Here is a 15,786-nt window from a genome sequence, read left to right as displayed (position 1 = left end):
TAGGACTTTAAGACTCATTTCACTGTCGTTTATTACCATTTCAAACCATGCAGTCTATTAAAACACAAAAAAACTTCGATTATCAAATGTTTTCTTTGTGTTTAAAATATCGCGACATTGTTCGATGCGGCCGCGCGGATAAACAACCGGGTCTCTGCAAATACTTTGCAAGAGGTGATTGACTGTGGAAGCATCCAGAGCGAAGGAGATCGCCGAATCTCCGGATATGATCATCGTATCGTACTTCGGCGTCCCCGTTTTTATCGAGCACGTGAATGTAGGAGCAGGAACGGCGAGAATTCATCCGACAGCCACGCCGGAAGAAGAACAAACGGTACCGGTCGAGGTGCTGGAGGAAGAATTCAACGAAGAGTTAGATCTGCCATTCGTGTGAACGAGGAATGGGATAAGATTCTTGTCATCCGCTTGACAGGAACCTTATCCCACCATACATCCGCGGCCAATAAATGAAAACATCAGCTAAATGTGAGAGTCGATAAAACTACCTAATATGCGACAACGGAAAGTGACATTATTTATTCACCGCCTTCTATATAATCGAGTAGCGGCATAAACTAGGATTACCCGAAAATGATAGCTTGGGTAGCGACTATAGAAGATTGCTGCCACACTAAATATGAGGCACAAGAAAGGTGGAAATGCATGTACGTAAGTCAAACGATGCAGCAGGTGAAAGAAGAGATATTGAATGGAGAATGGGTGGGCAAGCTCATCCATATGCGCGACACTACCAAATCGATTAACGTAACCCTTGAACCTATCCAATCCATACACGGATTCCTAGAGTTCTATGAGGGGCAGGGTTACGGCTTCTATAAATGGAGTCAAAGCGCGATAAGCGTGTAACGGAGTAACTGTAATATAAAATAAAAGGACCAACCTTCACGTTAGTGAGCTTGGTCGATAACTATAATAGGCAAATGGAATTAGATGAATGCCTCTGAGGCAAATACCCAAGCAACTTACCTCCCCGCTCATATTGTAGAGTATACTCCAAGGAGGTGTTGTGAATTATGTCAGGATTTGGCCATGGCAATCAAGTTGGGGCGATTCTTGTACTGTTCATCTTGCTGGTGATTATCGTCTGCGGATGCGGCTTTTTTGGCGGCTGGGGCGGAGGTTACGGGCCGCAAGTTGGCGGCGTAGGCACAGGTAAAGGGCACTACTGATTGTTATAAAATTCGTTTCTTCCCTAAAATATAAAACAAAGGACCTTCCTGACGGAGGTCCTTTTAAGTTTAAGCGAAACATCGGAGATGGCTATTTCTCCAGCTCATAGCGGGCTGCGATAATGCCCGACTTGAACGTCCGGCTGGACAGCAGCTTGAGCCTGATTTTCTCGCCTGCGCCGTCGAATACCGATGTTCCGTCGCCAAGGACGACCGGACAAATCGTAAGCAGGAATTCGTCAATTAAACCGAGCTCAAGCAGCGTCTTTGCCGCTCCCGGGCTGCCAAAGATGACGAGATTTTTACCAGGCTGCTCCTTGAGCGCTCTTATTTCATCCGCGATATTGTCCTTGATCAGCATCGTATTGTTCCATTCCACCTTGTCCATCGTCCCGGAAATAACGACCTTCTTAACCGCCTGCAGCCATTTGGCATGCTCCAGTTCGTGCTTCGACGCATTCGGATCGTCCAACAACGTGGGCCAGTAGCTCTCCATCATCCGATACGTCGTGCGTCCGTACACGGGAGCGCCGACTTCGGCTACGACCTCCTCGGCGTATTTTTCCAATTCCTCATTGTACGGAATCCAATCGAGTCCTCCGTTCGAATCCGACGCATACCCGTCCAGCGACACATGCATAAATAATACGAGCTTCCTCATGTCCGTTTTCTCCTTCGATTTGAAATGTATTTTGTTATTTTTTACGCCGTTAGCCAATATCTCATCCTGCTGTTAGATTCATAATAAATCATTACGTTACGTAAGGTTCAAGCAGAAATTTATAAAAATAGAGCACCTGCCGGCGGCAGAATGCTCCTTTGTTCGTTTTGCATTAAAAAGGAACAGCTCCCAAATCGGCCAGCTGCTCCTTGATCATTAACGAATGACTCTCTTAATTGAACGTATTTTTGAATTATACATCTTTACTTAAATGCCGAGAATGGGATAACGAACGTAGGAAAACCCTGTGCAGCGCCCATTAATTCCCCCTCGGTGAAGTAAATGGCTACTCCGTTATGGGTTAAGTAAAAATTTTGATCAGCCTTAATCGTTTTAAAAGGCGTGATCACGTCAAGCTTACGGTCTTTGATTTGTTTTTTGATCTGATCGTTAATGATCGTCACATAGCTTGCCTTGCCTTCCGTCACATCCTTCAAGGTAAGTTCGTTCCCCGTACTCAAATCGAACGTATGAGGAACGAGATTATGGAGGTCATGCGCTCCACCTGAATCCATGCTGTAGGAAGTGTATAGACTTAGCTTTCCTTTTTCGTTGTACGTAACTTCGAATGCTCCTTTAAGATTGCTGTTGCTGATCGTGTCATACTCATTATGCTGGCTCGATAAGGCTATTGTTTTCTCTGCCTCTTGCTTCAACAGCGCATTGATTTTGGTCTGTACGTCCGTATTTCCCATGCCGGAAATCACAGGGTAATAAACCAATCGCTTTTTGCCGCCGCTGTTATCGCTTAACGAGTGGGCTTGGATCGTCAACTTGTTCTCGGCAATGGCTTTAATGCCGATTTGTTTGGAAGCTGATGAGTACGTCACTTCATAGCCCATGCGTTCCAACAAAAAGCGCAGCGGAAGATAGGTCGTGTTGTCCTGTAGAATCACTTGTTGGCCATTAATGAGCTGACCGTTTAACGTCACGGTGTTGTTTTTTAGATCCAGCTTCAATATCCGGTTGTGCCCGGTAACAGTAACCACTTGAGTCTTTTTATCGAAATTTGTTCCTAGTCCCAACGCCGTATTTAAGTTTCGCAATGCAATATAAGTGGAACCTTTGCTATTGATGGTACCAATGCTGCTCTTAACTCCCTCAATGCTAAAAGACTGATTGATGATGCTGAATTTGGCGTTGGTAACAGCCGCTGCTGCTTGACCTGCTGGCAGCGACAGGGCCACCGGAGAAGCTAATAACGCGATAGCAAGGGCTAGCCCAAGTTTTTTATGTTGTTTGAATTTCATATTTAACATCCCTTTCATAGAGGGCGTTACCCCCTTCGATTTATAATTAGTTTATGACTAAACGATCCTTCCGCCGAAATGTTTTGTTTTAACCTTTTACGCCCACAGGATTAACCGAAAAGTGACATACTTAACATCGGCCAGCACCTCCATTTGTTCTTACAAGTTGAAGTATAGGAGGTTTCTGTGTCCAACGTGTGTATTTGAAATGGATATCCGGAGAAACTAACAAGGGTTCAATAAATTTGCTTATAAAAAAACGGCTGCTAAAAGCAACCGTTTTCTTCACTATAGTTTCCCGTCGTTCAGGCTATGTACTTAGATAGGACTATCCAAGTTTCCGTCTTAACTATTTTTTTCTAACGGATGTTGTTTCACAATAACAAAGATCCGTAAGTTGGCCGTTACATTCGCGAAGCGTCCATTCTTACGGATCTTTTATAAGGCAGGTCTATTTTTTCAAACGATTTTTGGAAGATGCTTTACCTTGCTTTCTGCTGTTCAAGCCAGAAACCATAACATTCTTCTCCGTATGGGTGTAATAATGTTGATAAACCGGACAACAATGATGTTTCTTTACCGTTTCAATATTTTGAATGACGTTCACAAGCTGTGGATGGTAGTAGTCCTCGTATATGGTAATTGGAGGATCATAAATCGTCTGCGTTGGACAATCGGGACAAAAGTTAGCTTCATTCATACTACCTACATTGCCCATGTAATAGTTACGATTCACTTTCATTATCCCCTTCCAGTTTTTTAATACAACGTATTGTATTCACAGAGTTACAATACGGCCTGTACGCTTGACCCGGAAGGCGATAGCCTCCAATGCTTTCAAGGGTTGAAAGGCGAGAGATTTATCGGGTAACCGATATGTACGTCTTATTTGGGTCCTCTACTATATCGATATCTAAGCTAAGCCTTGCAAACCATCAACAGGTTCCCATCCGGATCGCGGAAGGCGAACCAGTGGTCGTGCTCGATTGGAGTGACGAGTTCAACGCCGTGCTCCTTCATAAATGCGTAAGAAGCGGCAAGATCGTCCGTCAACAACGTAAAAGCCGGGGTTTTGAAAGTCGGCGGGCCGCCAGGCTCTTGGCCACCCCACATTGGCATCGTGTCCAAAATGATTCCGGAGCCCTCAACAGGAAGCGAGCACAAATGACCGTTCATAACATGAACGGATTCAGCAGGTATCCCCATCATCCGGCAATACCAATCTCGCGCCTTTTCGATATCGCGGACCGGAACGAATGCCGCGCCGGATCTTTTCAAGAGCGGCGTCAACTGGGGAGGCTCCTCCTGAAGTTCCTTGCCTTCCGATTGTCGCTCCGCTTGGTAGCGCTTGAGCAATTTTGAAACATCGATTCCGTCAATCGTAAGCCCTTCGATGTTACACCTTTCAATGTGAACGCCACTAAGATCGGAGGAGGCTATCGTGCTGCCCGCCAACTCACACATCTCGAATCGCAGCGGCCGCTGACGCCCTTGATCTTCCCGGTAAGCCGGGTGCCCTTTCGTGGGCAGTCCTATATTATGTATAAAAGCTCCGCCCAGCTGTGCTCCGTCAATTTCAAGGTCCGATAGGTTGGCATCGGTGATAAGCATCCTCGACATATTGACGTCCTTAAACCTTGCTTCGCTTAAATCTGCACATTCGACTCGGAAATTGGGCAGCGAAGTATTTCGGAACGTTACTTCCTCCGCGCGGCAATTTTCGAACTCGGCCCCTGTCAGACTGGAATTCCGTACCACGACTTTTTGCGTGTTTTCCCGCTGATTGTTAATCTCCATTTCATTTCCTCCTTTAATAATAGGTAGACCGGAAGGCTAACATCAGTGTCTGTGCGAATAAACACTCGCATTTAATAACTTCTATATATGCCGAACTTTCCCTCCGTTCCAAAATTCATTTTACTTACCGCTCCAACCTGTACAATAGCGGGCACGCGATCCATAGATATTCCTGGTATTCCCAATAAAAAAACAGCAGCCGGCAGCTGCTGTTTAGGTTATCAGGTTGTCTCTGATGGATCCATTCCGTCCGGACCATCGATAATGTCGATTACGCCGACGGCAATGATGGATACTGCGGCTGCTTTACCGAGTTTCTTGGCGCCGTCTTTAATGAGCTGTTTATCGTTTTCCTTCATGCCTGTCACAACTTCTTTTCCGCTTTCAACCACGTATTCGATTCCTTGGCCCGCACCTTTAACGGTAATCGTAACCGCATCTCCAAGATCATGCAATCCGGTCTTCGTCTGCTGCTTATCCGCCGATATTAAACCTGCCCCAACATCCCATACACCGCTCGCTGCCCGGCCTGCCAGTTCACCTGTCTTTGCCGTCACTCTTTCCACATCGTTACCGATTTCTTTAATGTAATCGCTATGAACAAGTTCCCCGGCAACGCGCACGGTTCCTCCAAGCACTCTGCCCGTGAAATCGCCCGCCAGCTTTCCAAAGCCTTTCAGCAAATCCATCAGAACACCTCCGTATCTTAATTTATTCAGTATAACGATTATTGACGCACTTCGTTTCACTGCAGCTCCAGGTTTCCTTGCAAAAAAAACAGCAGCTGGTCGTTTGTATACCGGCCACTGCTTAATTACGCTTCTGAAGAGCTAATTTTTTAAACCGGTTAGAGTAATTCCCTCTACGAAATACCTTTGACCGATTAAGTAGAAGATAACGCCCGGTGCGAAAGATAAGCAAGTAGCGGCCATCGTAAGCGACCAGTCACTCTTTAATTGGCCTCTAAAGTTGGTCAGACCAAGCGCAATCGTATATTTATCGCTTGAGTTAATGTAGATCATTTGTTGAAGCAAATCGTTCCATAACCCTATGAAGATAAACAATGCGACGACAATCATGGCAGGTCGGATAGCCGGCATAATAATGCTGAACAAGATGCGGAAGTACCCGGCACCGTCGATCGTTGCCGCTTGATCGAGTTCTCTTGGAATGGACATGATAAATTGACGGATCAAAAAGATATTAAAAGCACCGCCACCGCAAAAATAAGGCAGTATCAATGGCCAATAGCTGTCGTTTAGTCCAAGGCCGCGCGTCCAACCGATATAAAGCGGAATAAGCGTTACCATGGCAGGCAGAAGCATGGAGCCTACGCATAGCGCCCAAATCAGACTTTTGCCCCGGAATCTCAATCTTGCGAAAGCGTATCCGCATAGGGTAGCCGTAAAGGTTCCTGCCAGACAGGAGGGAACGATAATCACCATCGTGTTCCACAGGTACTTCCAGAATTTGAATATCTCTAACGTCCTCTCATAGTTGGAAAACAACCAGTTTTGCGGTATTAAGGAAGGCGGATATTTATAGATCTCGGCATTCGTCATGAGCGATGTCCGAAAAATCCACCAGATTGGAAAAAGGGCTAAAACGGTAAATACGATGACAACGACAAACGTTATTAGGTTCATCATCCGGTCCCTGCGTTTTTTGCTCTTTAGTCTGCCCCCGTATGCGGCTACACTCATTTGTCGTCCCCTCCCTCGTTATAGATCCATTTGCCCGATGTCTTGAACAGTAAAGCGGTAAAGGCTGCAAGAATGGCAAAAATAATGAATGTCGTTGCGCACGCGTAACCTAATTTGTAATTGACGAAGGCTTGATCATACATGAGATAAGTCATGAACCGGGAGGAATTGCCTGGACCGCCATTCGTTAAAGAAAGCGCCGGCGTAACGACTTGAAGGTTCGCGATCAAGCTCATCAACAGGTTGTAGAAGATGATTGGCGTCATGCACGGCAGCGTAATATGACGGAAGCGCTGCCAGCCGTTCGCGCCATCCATTTCAGCCGCTTCATGGTACACAACGGGCACGTTTTGCAGCCCAGCCAAGAAGATAACGATCAAGTTGCCTGCCAGCCAGACCGAAATTAACGAGAGGGAAGGGACGACATAGCTGGAGTCGGCGATAAAGAGGATTTTATTCAGTCCAAGCTCGGAGAGAAGATAGTTGAAGAATCCAAAGTTCCCCTCATAGAGCCAAGACCAACCTACGTAAATCGCTGCAGCAGGCAACACATACGGCACATAAAACACTGCTCGGAAAAACCCTCTCGCGGGAATTTTTCGGTTCAGCAGCAGAGCGATAAATAGCGAATAGATCATGCTGCCAATGACCGATAAAATAGCAAAATAAATCGTCGCGATGATGGAATCCTTAATATAAGGATCGGTGGTAAAGATCTTCCTATAATTATCAAAACCGATGAATTCGGGGCTTTTCAAGCCCGTCCAATTGGTCAAACTGATTCCAAGCACTCCCAGAAGAGGCAAATACGTCAGGAAGATTAGTCCTAGAAAGGCCGGGATCAGACAAATATAAGCTACGCGTGCCTCGCCTGAATGAATACGGGAACGGCGCTTTTGCGGTTTATTAAGGATTTCCATTTCTCGCTCCCCACCTCATGTTTAAAAGATGACCGCCGCCGCTTGCGTAAACGTGGCGGTCATCCTTCTTATCTTTTTTATTGATTGCCTTTATGAGCGGCTTTCAAAGCATCGAGATTTTTGGTGATGGCATCCTTAGCCGTTGTTTTACCGGTCCATACATCCCCGAGAACCGATCCCAGCAGCGTGTTAAAGTCCGTTGTATTATTCGTATAGAACCATGAAGCAGGTCTAGCGGCGGAAGATTGCGCGTAATCGACTACGGCAGATTTGTATTCGTCGTACGATGGGAAGTTTGGATTTTCGACCCACTTGCGGGTTAATGCTTCGTCCTTATACCACTTCTCCAGCGTTGGCATCCAAATTCCAGAGGAGATGAGTGCCCAGTTATTTTCTTCGGAGTTGTACCATTTCAGCCATTCCATTGCTTCATCCGGATGCTTGGATTGAGAGAAAACAACATTGGCGCCACCCGTATTAAGGGTAACTTTATCCTTCATGTACGGCAATACGGCTACGCCATAGTTCAGACCGGCCTCCTTCGCCGTATTTAAGCTGGTTCCCACATTCCATGCTCCATTCGTTGCCATAGCGACCGTACCTGCAATAATCGTGCGCTGAATGCCATCGTCCGTCTGTCCGACGGACAAAGGCGCAACGTGATCTTTTAAATACAGGTCGGCAACCTTCTGGATGGCCTCGATGCTGGCGTCTTCCCCAACGCGAACCTCCGTGCCGTCATTGGAATAAAAGCCTCCGCCATTGCTGATCGCCCAAGTTTCCAGCTGCCACGGAAGATTTTCCACGGACGCGCCGTATTGAACGATGCTTTGCGAATCGAAGCCTTCCTCGCCGGGATGCCTGCCTTTTTTATCGTTCGTCAGCTTCTTGGCCGTCTCTACGAATTCGTCCCATGTCCATGCTTTGTCGAGCGCGGATGGAGGATAAGGAACGTTCGCTTTGTCGAACATGTCTTTGTTATAGTAGAGTAGGAGGATTTCGTTAGCGGCGGCGTACGCTACGGTTTTGCCTTGATATTTGTAAGCCAGGCTGTCAAGTGGCTTGCTGTCGCTTCCTTCATACATGGAGCTAACATCGTTAAGCATGCCTTGGGAAGACCATTGAATGACGCCATCCTCTTTTAACATCCCTGTATCGGGCAGCTGATCCGCCGTTGCAAGCGTATTCAATTTTGTCATGTAGCTTTCCCATGGAATCGCTTGCACTTCCACCTGTATTCTGTCCTGGGATGCATTAAATTTGTCCGCTACCGCTTGAGTGGTGCTCCCTTCTTCCGCACTTCCCCACATCGAGTAAATAATTTTAACCTTTTCCGTTTTGGAAGACGACGTTGCAGGCGTTTTGGTGGCTTCTGTTCCCGGTGATGCTGTGTTTGTCTCTTTATTCCCGTTGTTCCCATTGTTTCCGCAGCCAACGACACTCATGATAAATGCAGCCGATACAAGACCTATCCCAAGTTTCCTTCCCGTTTTCATGACCCCGATCTCCCTTCAGAATTTGCTTTCATTTAAATGTCTAACCGTTTGACTCAAACGCTTAAGGCTCCCAGGCTTTCGAGTTAAACGTTTAACATCAAGCCCATTACTATTGTGCCATTTTTAATGGCAGAGCGAAACCGATTATTTCAACCTGTTTTTTAAATATTTCAACCAATGAATAGGCAACAGGTGCAATGGATTCTGTTTTGCTTAGCCTCTTGGGTTATCTTATTTTCGCTATAAAGTTAAACGTTTAGCAAAATTCTGAATCGATCCGGAATAAGCAAGTTCATTAAGGCTATCTTATTCCAATTTTTGTGCTTTTTCAACCAGTTGCATAAAATTTAATAGATTATTCCTGCATAATAAAGACAAGCCGGTATAGACACAATAGCGTAGTCTAATACCGGCTTTTGGAATGCACTATGCACTAATGGTTTTATTGAGACAACAACAAATATTGGGCATCGCGAATGAGATAATTCGTCGCTTCGCTTGCAACATGCTTGCCGCTTTGCGCCTTCACTTCATCTATGAAAGCCGACAAGTTGTTCTTATCCAGCTTACTCTGAAGGCTATTGGCTATACCTGCATTATCAATCCATCCCGTCGTTTTGAAGCGTGATACTAGAGCGCTTATCGCTTCAATGCTTGTCGTAATCTGGAATTCAATGGTTTGACTGCTCGTATTTCCTGCCAAATCGCTTGCAGATACGATCAATGTGTGAGTTCCAAGCGGCAGTGTATACAGCGGAAGGTTTGCTCCCTGCTCCACAGGCTGCTGAACGCCATTTGTGCTTAACATAACCTTCGTCTTGCTTCCGTCAACTCCGGACAAGCTGTCAGTCAGTGTAATCAGAGGTGTAATGTCCATAGAATCGTTGTACATGCCGTTCTCCACACCAGTTACTGATAGGGTTGGAGCAGACTGATCCAGGTTGAAATTGATTGATTTGACCGTTTCGACATTACCAAACTTATCCGTTGAGCGGTAATTCACCGTATAATTGCCGTCCTGATGGAATGTTATCGGGGCCGTATAAACCATCCATATGTTTTCACCGTCCAGGCTATACTCCGTTTTTTCCACACTCGAGAGATCATCTTTTGCGTTCAAAGTCATCGTTACATCCGACGTATACCAGCCATTGCTGCCATTAGGTGCTTCTGGATTGAGAGAGGCGGCCGTAAAAGGCGGTGTCTGGTCATTCTGGGGTACCGCTTGGGATACTTCCCATTCCCATAAGCCAACGCCATTCCCGTTCCGGGCTTTCTTCGTCATCGTAACACGCAAAGATTTGATTTCCAGAGCCGGGTCGAATCCAAATAGATTGGCGGAACCAACCGGAGTAGTAAGAGCCGTGATTCCTGTAGTAACGGTCCCCGCCGTTACCCATTCATTCGTTGCGCTGTTTAACGGAATGTAGGAATACGTGTACTTTGTAGGCGCTTCTATGCCGCCGTTATCCGTCCAGAGCATCAGATTGGAGCTTTGGATGGTTGCGCCCTGCGGCCAATCGTATTGCACCCATTCCTCGGAGCTTGTATTGCCCCACGAACCCCAATGCGGGTTGCTTGCTGCCGTTTTTAATCCGTCGTTAACCGCAGGGAGGCTCTCCCAAGACGATGTGTAGCTGGCTGAGAGACTAGCTGCAAACGCCATATTCTTGTCGCGCGGACTCAGCAGCCGCAAATCTGCCAGCAGCTTCTCAATGGCCTGGGCAACATCCTCTTCCGTAGCTTCCTTGTCGCTCATCACGGCCGAAGCGGCCGCCTTCGCTGCAGCAATTGGCTCCAGACCTTGATCGATAAAGTTCGCAGCCTTTAAGGCATTCGCAAAGTTAATAACCTGTATCAGCTTCGACTTGTCAGTCCCTCCCGTATAACCGTTTACCTTCCATTCCAGAATGCCGATCCCAACGGTGAGAGGTTTCATCTCCATACGGGCGCCCGTAATGTAAGCAGGCTCAAAGGCGGTCGTGTTGTATTTATTCAAGGCATTTCCAAGTCCGCTCACTCCTCTTGGCGTGTACCAATTACCGTCCGCATCGCGAAGCTGAAGCTTCATATCCGTCGGTTGGAAATTCCCTGCTCCGTCCCGAAAGACGTAGACATCCATCGAGGAAGCAAGGAATGGCTCATCCCATTGATACATCACCCATGCCGGCTCCCCTTCTCTGCCCCAGTTGTGCCATGCGCTGTTAGCGGCACCTTTCGAGGAAGAGAAATCCGACGAGCTTTTTGGTTCGTTACCGTTATTCATCGCCTCCGGATATCCGTCGCCACCGGAGAAGCTGGCGGAAGCCCTTGCAGTCAGAGCATTGTTTTGAGGTTGTGCTTTCACGACATATACAGTGGCGCGAACCTTTAATTCGCTGCCCACGATATTCCCCTCAACTACGAATTCCCCCGCCTTCGCGTAGCTGGACGGATCGACCTCATTCCATGCGATCGTACCTGGCTTATACCCATCGTCAAACAGAATATCCATTTGTCCCGGAAGTGTCGGAGCCGTATTCAGCTGCGTCACAACGCTGATTGCCTTATAGGAACCATCGGCGTCCTTCGAAGTAATAATCGTTACATCCTTGCTGGACGTCTTGCCTTCATCAGCCGCTGTAAAGGTAAACACATAAGTGCCTGCCTTGCTGATACGGGCATATGCATTTGCTTTGTCGCCGCCAACAAAAGCAACCTCCGCTGCGCCTTCCGGTTTTTGCTTTAGCGTCCACCCATAGGTCCATACCGGATCGGATACCGCGCTGTACACCGGATCCGGGGTCGCTTTGCCGGATAACACGAGAATACTGCTGTTCGAAGCATCCTGGACCGCAGTCACCTCGCCAATGACCGGAGGCTGTTTTTCCGGCGGAGCGGCCAACTTGAAGGTCAGCTCGTTAGATCCGCTCATCAGCCCGTCGTTAGCGGTGAGTCTAACCGTATAGGAGCCTTCCTTCGTACCGTTTGCCCGCGTGGATGTCGACTTCGGATTGGTGAAGGTCAGCTTGCCGCCTTCCGGAGTGCTGACAACTTCCCATTGATAAGTCAACGTGCCGTTTGGCGCGCCGTCATCGGTCACCATTCCGTTCATCACGAACGGAATCATCGCTTGCGGGTCCTTCTTTGCCAGCTCCGCAGTAACCTTAGGAGCTTGATTCTCGCCCGCATCTGCCTTTTCAATGGTCAATTCGGCCGTTTGTTCACCGCTCATTTGGAACATTGCCGTACCTTTATTGTTCAGTGCATAGAACTGCCCCGCATCTTTTCCATCCAGCTTCATCGTATAATAGCCATTCTCTAATCCTGCTCCGTCGAAAGTAATCTTGGAAGCATGCTCGCTTTGGGCAAGATTCGAGAGCTGCAGACGAAATGCTTTGCCGTTCTTTTGAATCTGCGCGCTTTCGATTTTATCGCTTTCCGACACTAGGAATATTTTGTCGTCGATTAGGTTGATACGCTTGCCGAAACCGTCCTTCGGCGTGATCTGGTAAGTGCCGTCTTCTTCCGTGACGGAAGCTCCGTATCCGAAAAGCCCAAATACCGGGTCGGTGACGATATCGGAACTTATGCGCAATAACGAGCCATAGAGTCCTTCCTCGGATTCGCCGGAAAAGTCCTGCCAGCCGTTGTTCATCACGCGTGTTCCGCCATCGTTTACGTTCTTGGTACCCGTTCCGCCCTTCTGGGCGTTATATCTCCAAGAGATGCCGCCTACGGATTGTGCCGAGATCTGCCCCATGTTGACGGCATTAAAGTTTGATAGTTTCGCCGCATAGTTACGCTGCTGCGCGATAGCAGCCTGTTTCCCGGATCTGCCGTCATTCTCGTAGCGGAGCCAGTCATCCATGATGGATCCCGCCAAAGACGCGGTATATTGGAAATTCCACCAGCCTTCGCCGGCGCGGAATACCGGCACGGAATAATAGTACCAGGTCGGTTGAATGCCCCGCATCGCGCGGGTCTTCAAGTCGGCCATTCCCATGCTTTTCAAGGCTGCGTCCGCCCGCGCGTCTTCCGGGTAGTAAGTACGCAGCGCCTTGGCCGCGGAATAAGCCCCTTCTTCGCCGGTATTGTCGTATTCAAACTCGGAACCGTAAGGATAAGCGGCGTTTGTCACGTTCCGGCCTTTGCTTTGGGCGAACTTCTTTTTCAAATTCTCATACTCGGTAAGCATGCCCTCTTCTTTAAGCGCCTCGATCATATCCGGTATCTGCTGTTCGCCATAGAAGCCGGTTGCTCCGCTGGAAACGCGGTTGTAGTAGATGCCGTAAGCCTTTTCCAGGTAGTATTGCGGCGTTTCGCGATACTCGAGCAAATTAGGGTAAGCCTTTTGGATCCGATACATGTTGAAATAGCCGGTGGCTTCCATCATTTCGGAAAACGTCCGTACATAAGGCTTTTCCGAATTCGTGTAAGCACCCGAATCTTTGAGATAGTTCGCAACCGTGAAGCTGTTCTGCGTATTCTTCATATATTTTTCCCACATAAAATCGATCAGGTAGTTTTCAATGGATTTAATCTCATTAGGATCCGGATCGAGGTAATTCCTCATGGTCATGAAGTTGATATTATCGTGGCTCCAGTCATCTCCCCAATGGCTGGTCGTCGTGTCAAGGCCGGTTGTCAGATACCAGTCGCGGTAGATGCCATAGGTCGGACTATTCGGGTCTTTATCCTGCGTTTTGTCTACCATGAATTCGGAGTGAGCCTGCGAGGTTTGATCAAGCTCGGCTAGAATATTGAATTCGAACTGCGTAAACTTATCCGTTTGCTCCGCACCGGACTTCAGCTTGTAATTCACGCGAACGCTGTTATTGCCGAGATTGCCAAACTTAAGCGAATAGATATGATGCTGTTCGCCGTTAACAAGCTTGGTTTCCACGAACTGCACGGATTTCTCATATCCCGGGTTCCCTTCGGAAAGTCCGCGGCCGGAACGGGAATTGTTGACCATTTTGTCTCTGGTCTGACCGGGCTTGATATCCGGAATATGCGCCGCATCAAACGGATCATTCTCTTCAACAGACTGAATCTCTACCGACTGTACGTCGATGAGGCTGTCGTCATAGTGCAGATCCAGCTTGACGGGCATATTGATCGCAGCCTGAAAGCCGGGAAGCGCAACCGCATCGATCATCCCCGATTTGTACAGGATGGAACGAAGGTTAGCCTCGCGGTCTTCCATCGAAGCAGAGGCATTATTGGGGCTTTGGGCGTTAACTTGCGGGCTGTTGTCGCCTGCGCGCACCGCGGAAAATTTAAATTTGTATGTTTTTTGCTCTTCCGGCCCCAAGACCAGGCTGGTGGCGTCGGTGAAATATCCGCGGCCGGTTTTCTGAATATCCTTGGAGTGAATATACAAAACGTTCAGACCCGGAAACCAGCCGCCGCTGTCGCCGACCCAGTTCGAATACAGGCTTCCGTTGCGCAGTTCGCCCGCGTCGCCTAGCCAGTAATCCACATACTCAATGCGCGCGCCGCTTTCCGGGACCGGGGCGAACATCATGAAGTTTCCTTCGCCGCTCGTGCGGATCGCATAGGAATACCCGCTGTCGGCACCGGCAAAATTATGTACCGTAACCCGATTGTCATAGGTATCCGAATCCGATTGATATTTGTTATTCCAAGGCATCGGCAAGCCGATATCGCCGAATTCGATATATTTGCTGCTTTTGTTTTTGAGCGTGATTTCCCATAGCATCGAGCCATCTTCGGTATCCATATCAAATACGGACTTCACGTCGAAGCCTTTCATCGCCCGGGCAGCTGCGGAATCGAGATTCTGTCCGATAAAGTTGACTTCCACTTTCTTGCCGTCCGCCGAAGCCTCTTTCGTAAAATAAGGGTTAGCAGGATTGATGTTCGCATACTTGGTTGATCCGCCGGCCGCCAAGGTTTTGTTGGTATCCACTTCCACAAAGCCAGCCCTGTCGTTAGGGAATTGCTTGCTGTCGCCGGTGCGGTATGAAAATAGCATTTCGCCCATCCATTGGTGCTGGACGTCGTTTTGCGGCGACGTATTGTTCGGCAGAACAAAATTGATAGGCTTGCCGCTTTTGTTCGTTGGGTTGTTCTGAATGTATAACTCCTCAATCTGCCCTAAATCACCGACCTTGGCCGAAAGGCTGGCATTGGAGATGCTGCTCGTTGCTGCGGCTGCCGAAGGCACCGCGTTAATCCCCAAGGGCAGTACTTCGAAAAACAACGTAAAAGCGGCAGCCAGCGACATCAACTTTTTAGTAGTCGTTTTCATCTTAACCTCCTGTTTATATTTCGTAGACTGATCATGCTTATCATGATGACTAAGAAATACTAAACGATTAGATTTTAAGCTTCGTGGCAATGACTTTCCGTGTTTCCGCCCATAATCGCTACTCCTTTCTCTATTTTTATCAACGGAAAGCGCTTACTTCATTGTAACATCCCTGATTTAGGTTGAAAAACCAATATTCCAACCTATATTTATGGAATTCCAACATTCCTATTCGCGTTTGAATCATGTAGGGAAGCGTGATGCTTTAATACAAAAGCTTCTGATTTGCCCGAGTGCCGCAAAATTTTACAATCTGACGGCTCATTTTAGTAAATCGTTTAAATTTCTTTGCAGTTTATGAAATTTCACCATAGAATTAGCTTGAATTTAGTGCCGGAGAACGCTTATCATGTAAATGTAAGCGTGATCATAATGGATCAAAGTGAGGGATGC

General features: G+C 47.6%; 12 protein-coding genes. 3 read left to right on the top strand and 9 right to left on the bottom strand.

Annotated features, from left to right (window positions below):
* Positions 1 to 184: 184 nt before the first annotated feature.
* The 3 genes from EV294_RS02395 (at position 185) to EV294_RS30190 (ending at position 1,190) form a co-directional block, all read left to right on the top strand.
* Positions 185 to 394 (top strand): H-type small acid-soluble spore protein, encoded by a 210-nt coding sequence (locus tag EV294_RS02395; RefSeq protein ID WP_132303427.1) that lies wholly within the window; start codon positions 185 to 187, stop codon positions 392 to 394.
* 269 nt (positions 395 to 663) lie between these two features.
* Positions 664 to 867 (top strand): hypothetical protein, encoded by a 204-nt coding sequence (locus EV294_RS02390; protein WP_132303425.1) that lies wholly within the window; start codon positions 664 to 666, stop codon positions 865 to 867.
* 167 nt (positions 868 to 1,034) lie between these two features.
* Positions 1,035 to 1,190, top strand: coding sequence for a hypothetical protein (locus EV294_RS30190; RefSeq protein ID WP_165930559.1), 156 nt, complete (start codon positions 1,035 to 1,037; stop codon positions 1,188 to 1,190).
* A 91-nt stretch (positions 1,191 to 1,281) separates the two neighbouring features.
* On the opposite strand, the gene EV294_RS02385 is transcribed toward EV294_RS30190, so the two are convergent.
* The 9 genes from EV294_RS02385 to EV294_RS02345 all read right to left on the bottom strand — a co-directional run bounded on the left by EV294_RS02385 (position 1,282) and on the right by EV294_RS02345 (position 15,333).
* A complete protein-coding gene (locus EV294_RS02385) occupies positions 1,282 to 1,851 on the bottom strand; it encodes a dihydrofolate reductase family protein (protein WP_132303423.1) in 570 nt (189 codons plus the stop codon).
* 263 nt (positions 1,852 to 2,114) lie between these two features.
* Complete coding sequence (locus EV294_RS02380) at positions 2,115 to 3,179, bottom strand: stalk domain-containing protein (RefSeq protein WP_132303421.1); 1,065 nt, start codon at positions 3,177 to 3,179, stop codon at positions 2,115 to 2,117.
* Between the two features lie 433 nt (positions 3,180 to 3,612).
* Positions 3,613 to 3,897, bottom strand: coding sequence for a hypothetical protein (locus tag EV294_RS02375; protein ID WP_132303419.1), 285 nt, complete (start codon positions 3,895 to 3,897; stop codon positions 3,613 to 3,615).
* A 182-nt stretch (positions 3,898 to 4,079) separates the two neighbouring features.
* On the bottom strand, positions 4,080 to 4,958 hold the full coding sequence (locus EV294_RS30985) for a VOC family protein (RefSeq protein ID WP_132303417.1): 879 nt from the start codon (positions 4,956 to 4,958) through the stop codon (positions 4,080 to 4,082).
* A gap of 221 nt (positions 4,959 to 5,179) precedes the next feature.
* On the bottom strand, positions 5,180 to 5,647 hold the full coding sequence (locus EV294_RS02365) for a hypothetical protein (protein ID WP_132303416.1): 468 nt from the start codon (positions 5,645 to 5,647) through the stop codon (positions 5,180 to 5,182).
* A gap of 141 nt (positions 5,648 to 5,788) precedes the next feature.
* Positions 5,789 to 6,661, bottom strand: coding sequence for a carbohydrate ABC transporter permease (locus EV294_RS02360; RefSeq protein WP_132303415.1), 873 nt, complete (start codon positions 6,659 to 6,661; stop codon positions 5,789 to 5,791).
* Positions 6,658 to 7,581, bottom strand: coding sequence for a carbohydrate ABC transporter permease (locus EV294_RS02355; RefSeq protein WP_132303414.1), 924 nt, complete (start codon positions 7,579 to 7,581; stop codon positions 6,658 to 6,660). Before EV294_RS02355 ends, EV294_RS02360 begins: the two co-directional genes overlap by 4 nt.
* Positions 7,582 to 7,658: 77 nt before the next feature.
* The gene (locus EV294_RS02350) at positions 7,659 to 9,077 is read right to left on the bottom strand and encodes an ABC transporter substrate-binding protein (RefSeq protein ID WP_132303413.1); all 1,419 of its coding nucleotides are present in this window, start codon (positions 9,075 to 9,077) and stop codon (positions 7,659 to 7,661) included.
* 442 nt (positions 9,078 to 9,519) lie between these two features.
* Positions 9,520 to 15,333, bottom strand: coding sequence for a DUF5695 domain-containing protein (locus tag EV294_RS02345; RefSeq protein ID WP_132303412.1), 5,814 nt, complete (start codon positions 15,331 to 15,333; stop codon positions 9,520 to 9,522).
* Positions 15,334 to 15,786 lie beyond the last annotated feature (453 nt).

Origin of the sequence: Paenibacillus sp. BK033 (assembly GCF_004345425.1) — a bacterium.
Lineage (GTDB): Bacteria > Bacillota > Bacilli > Paenibacillales > Paenibacillaceae > Pristimantibacillus.
The sequence above is the reverse complement of the archived record's forward strand: the minus strand, read 5'-3'. Positions and strand labels throughout refer to the sequence as shown.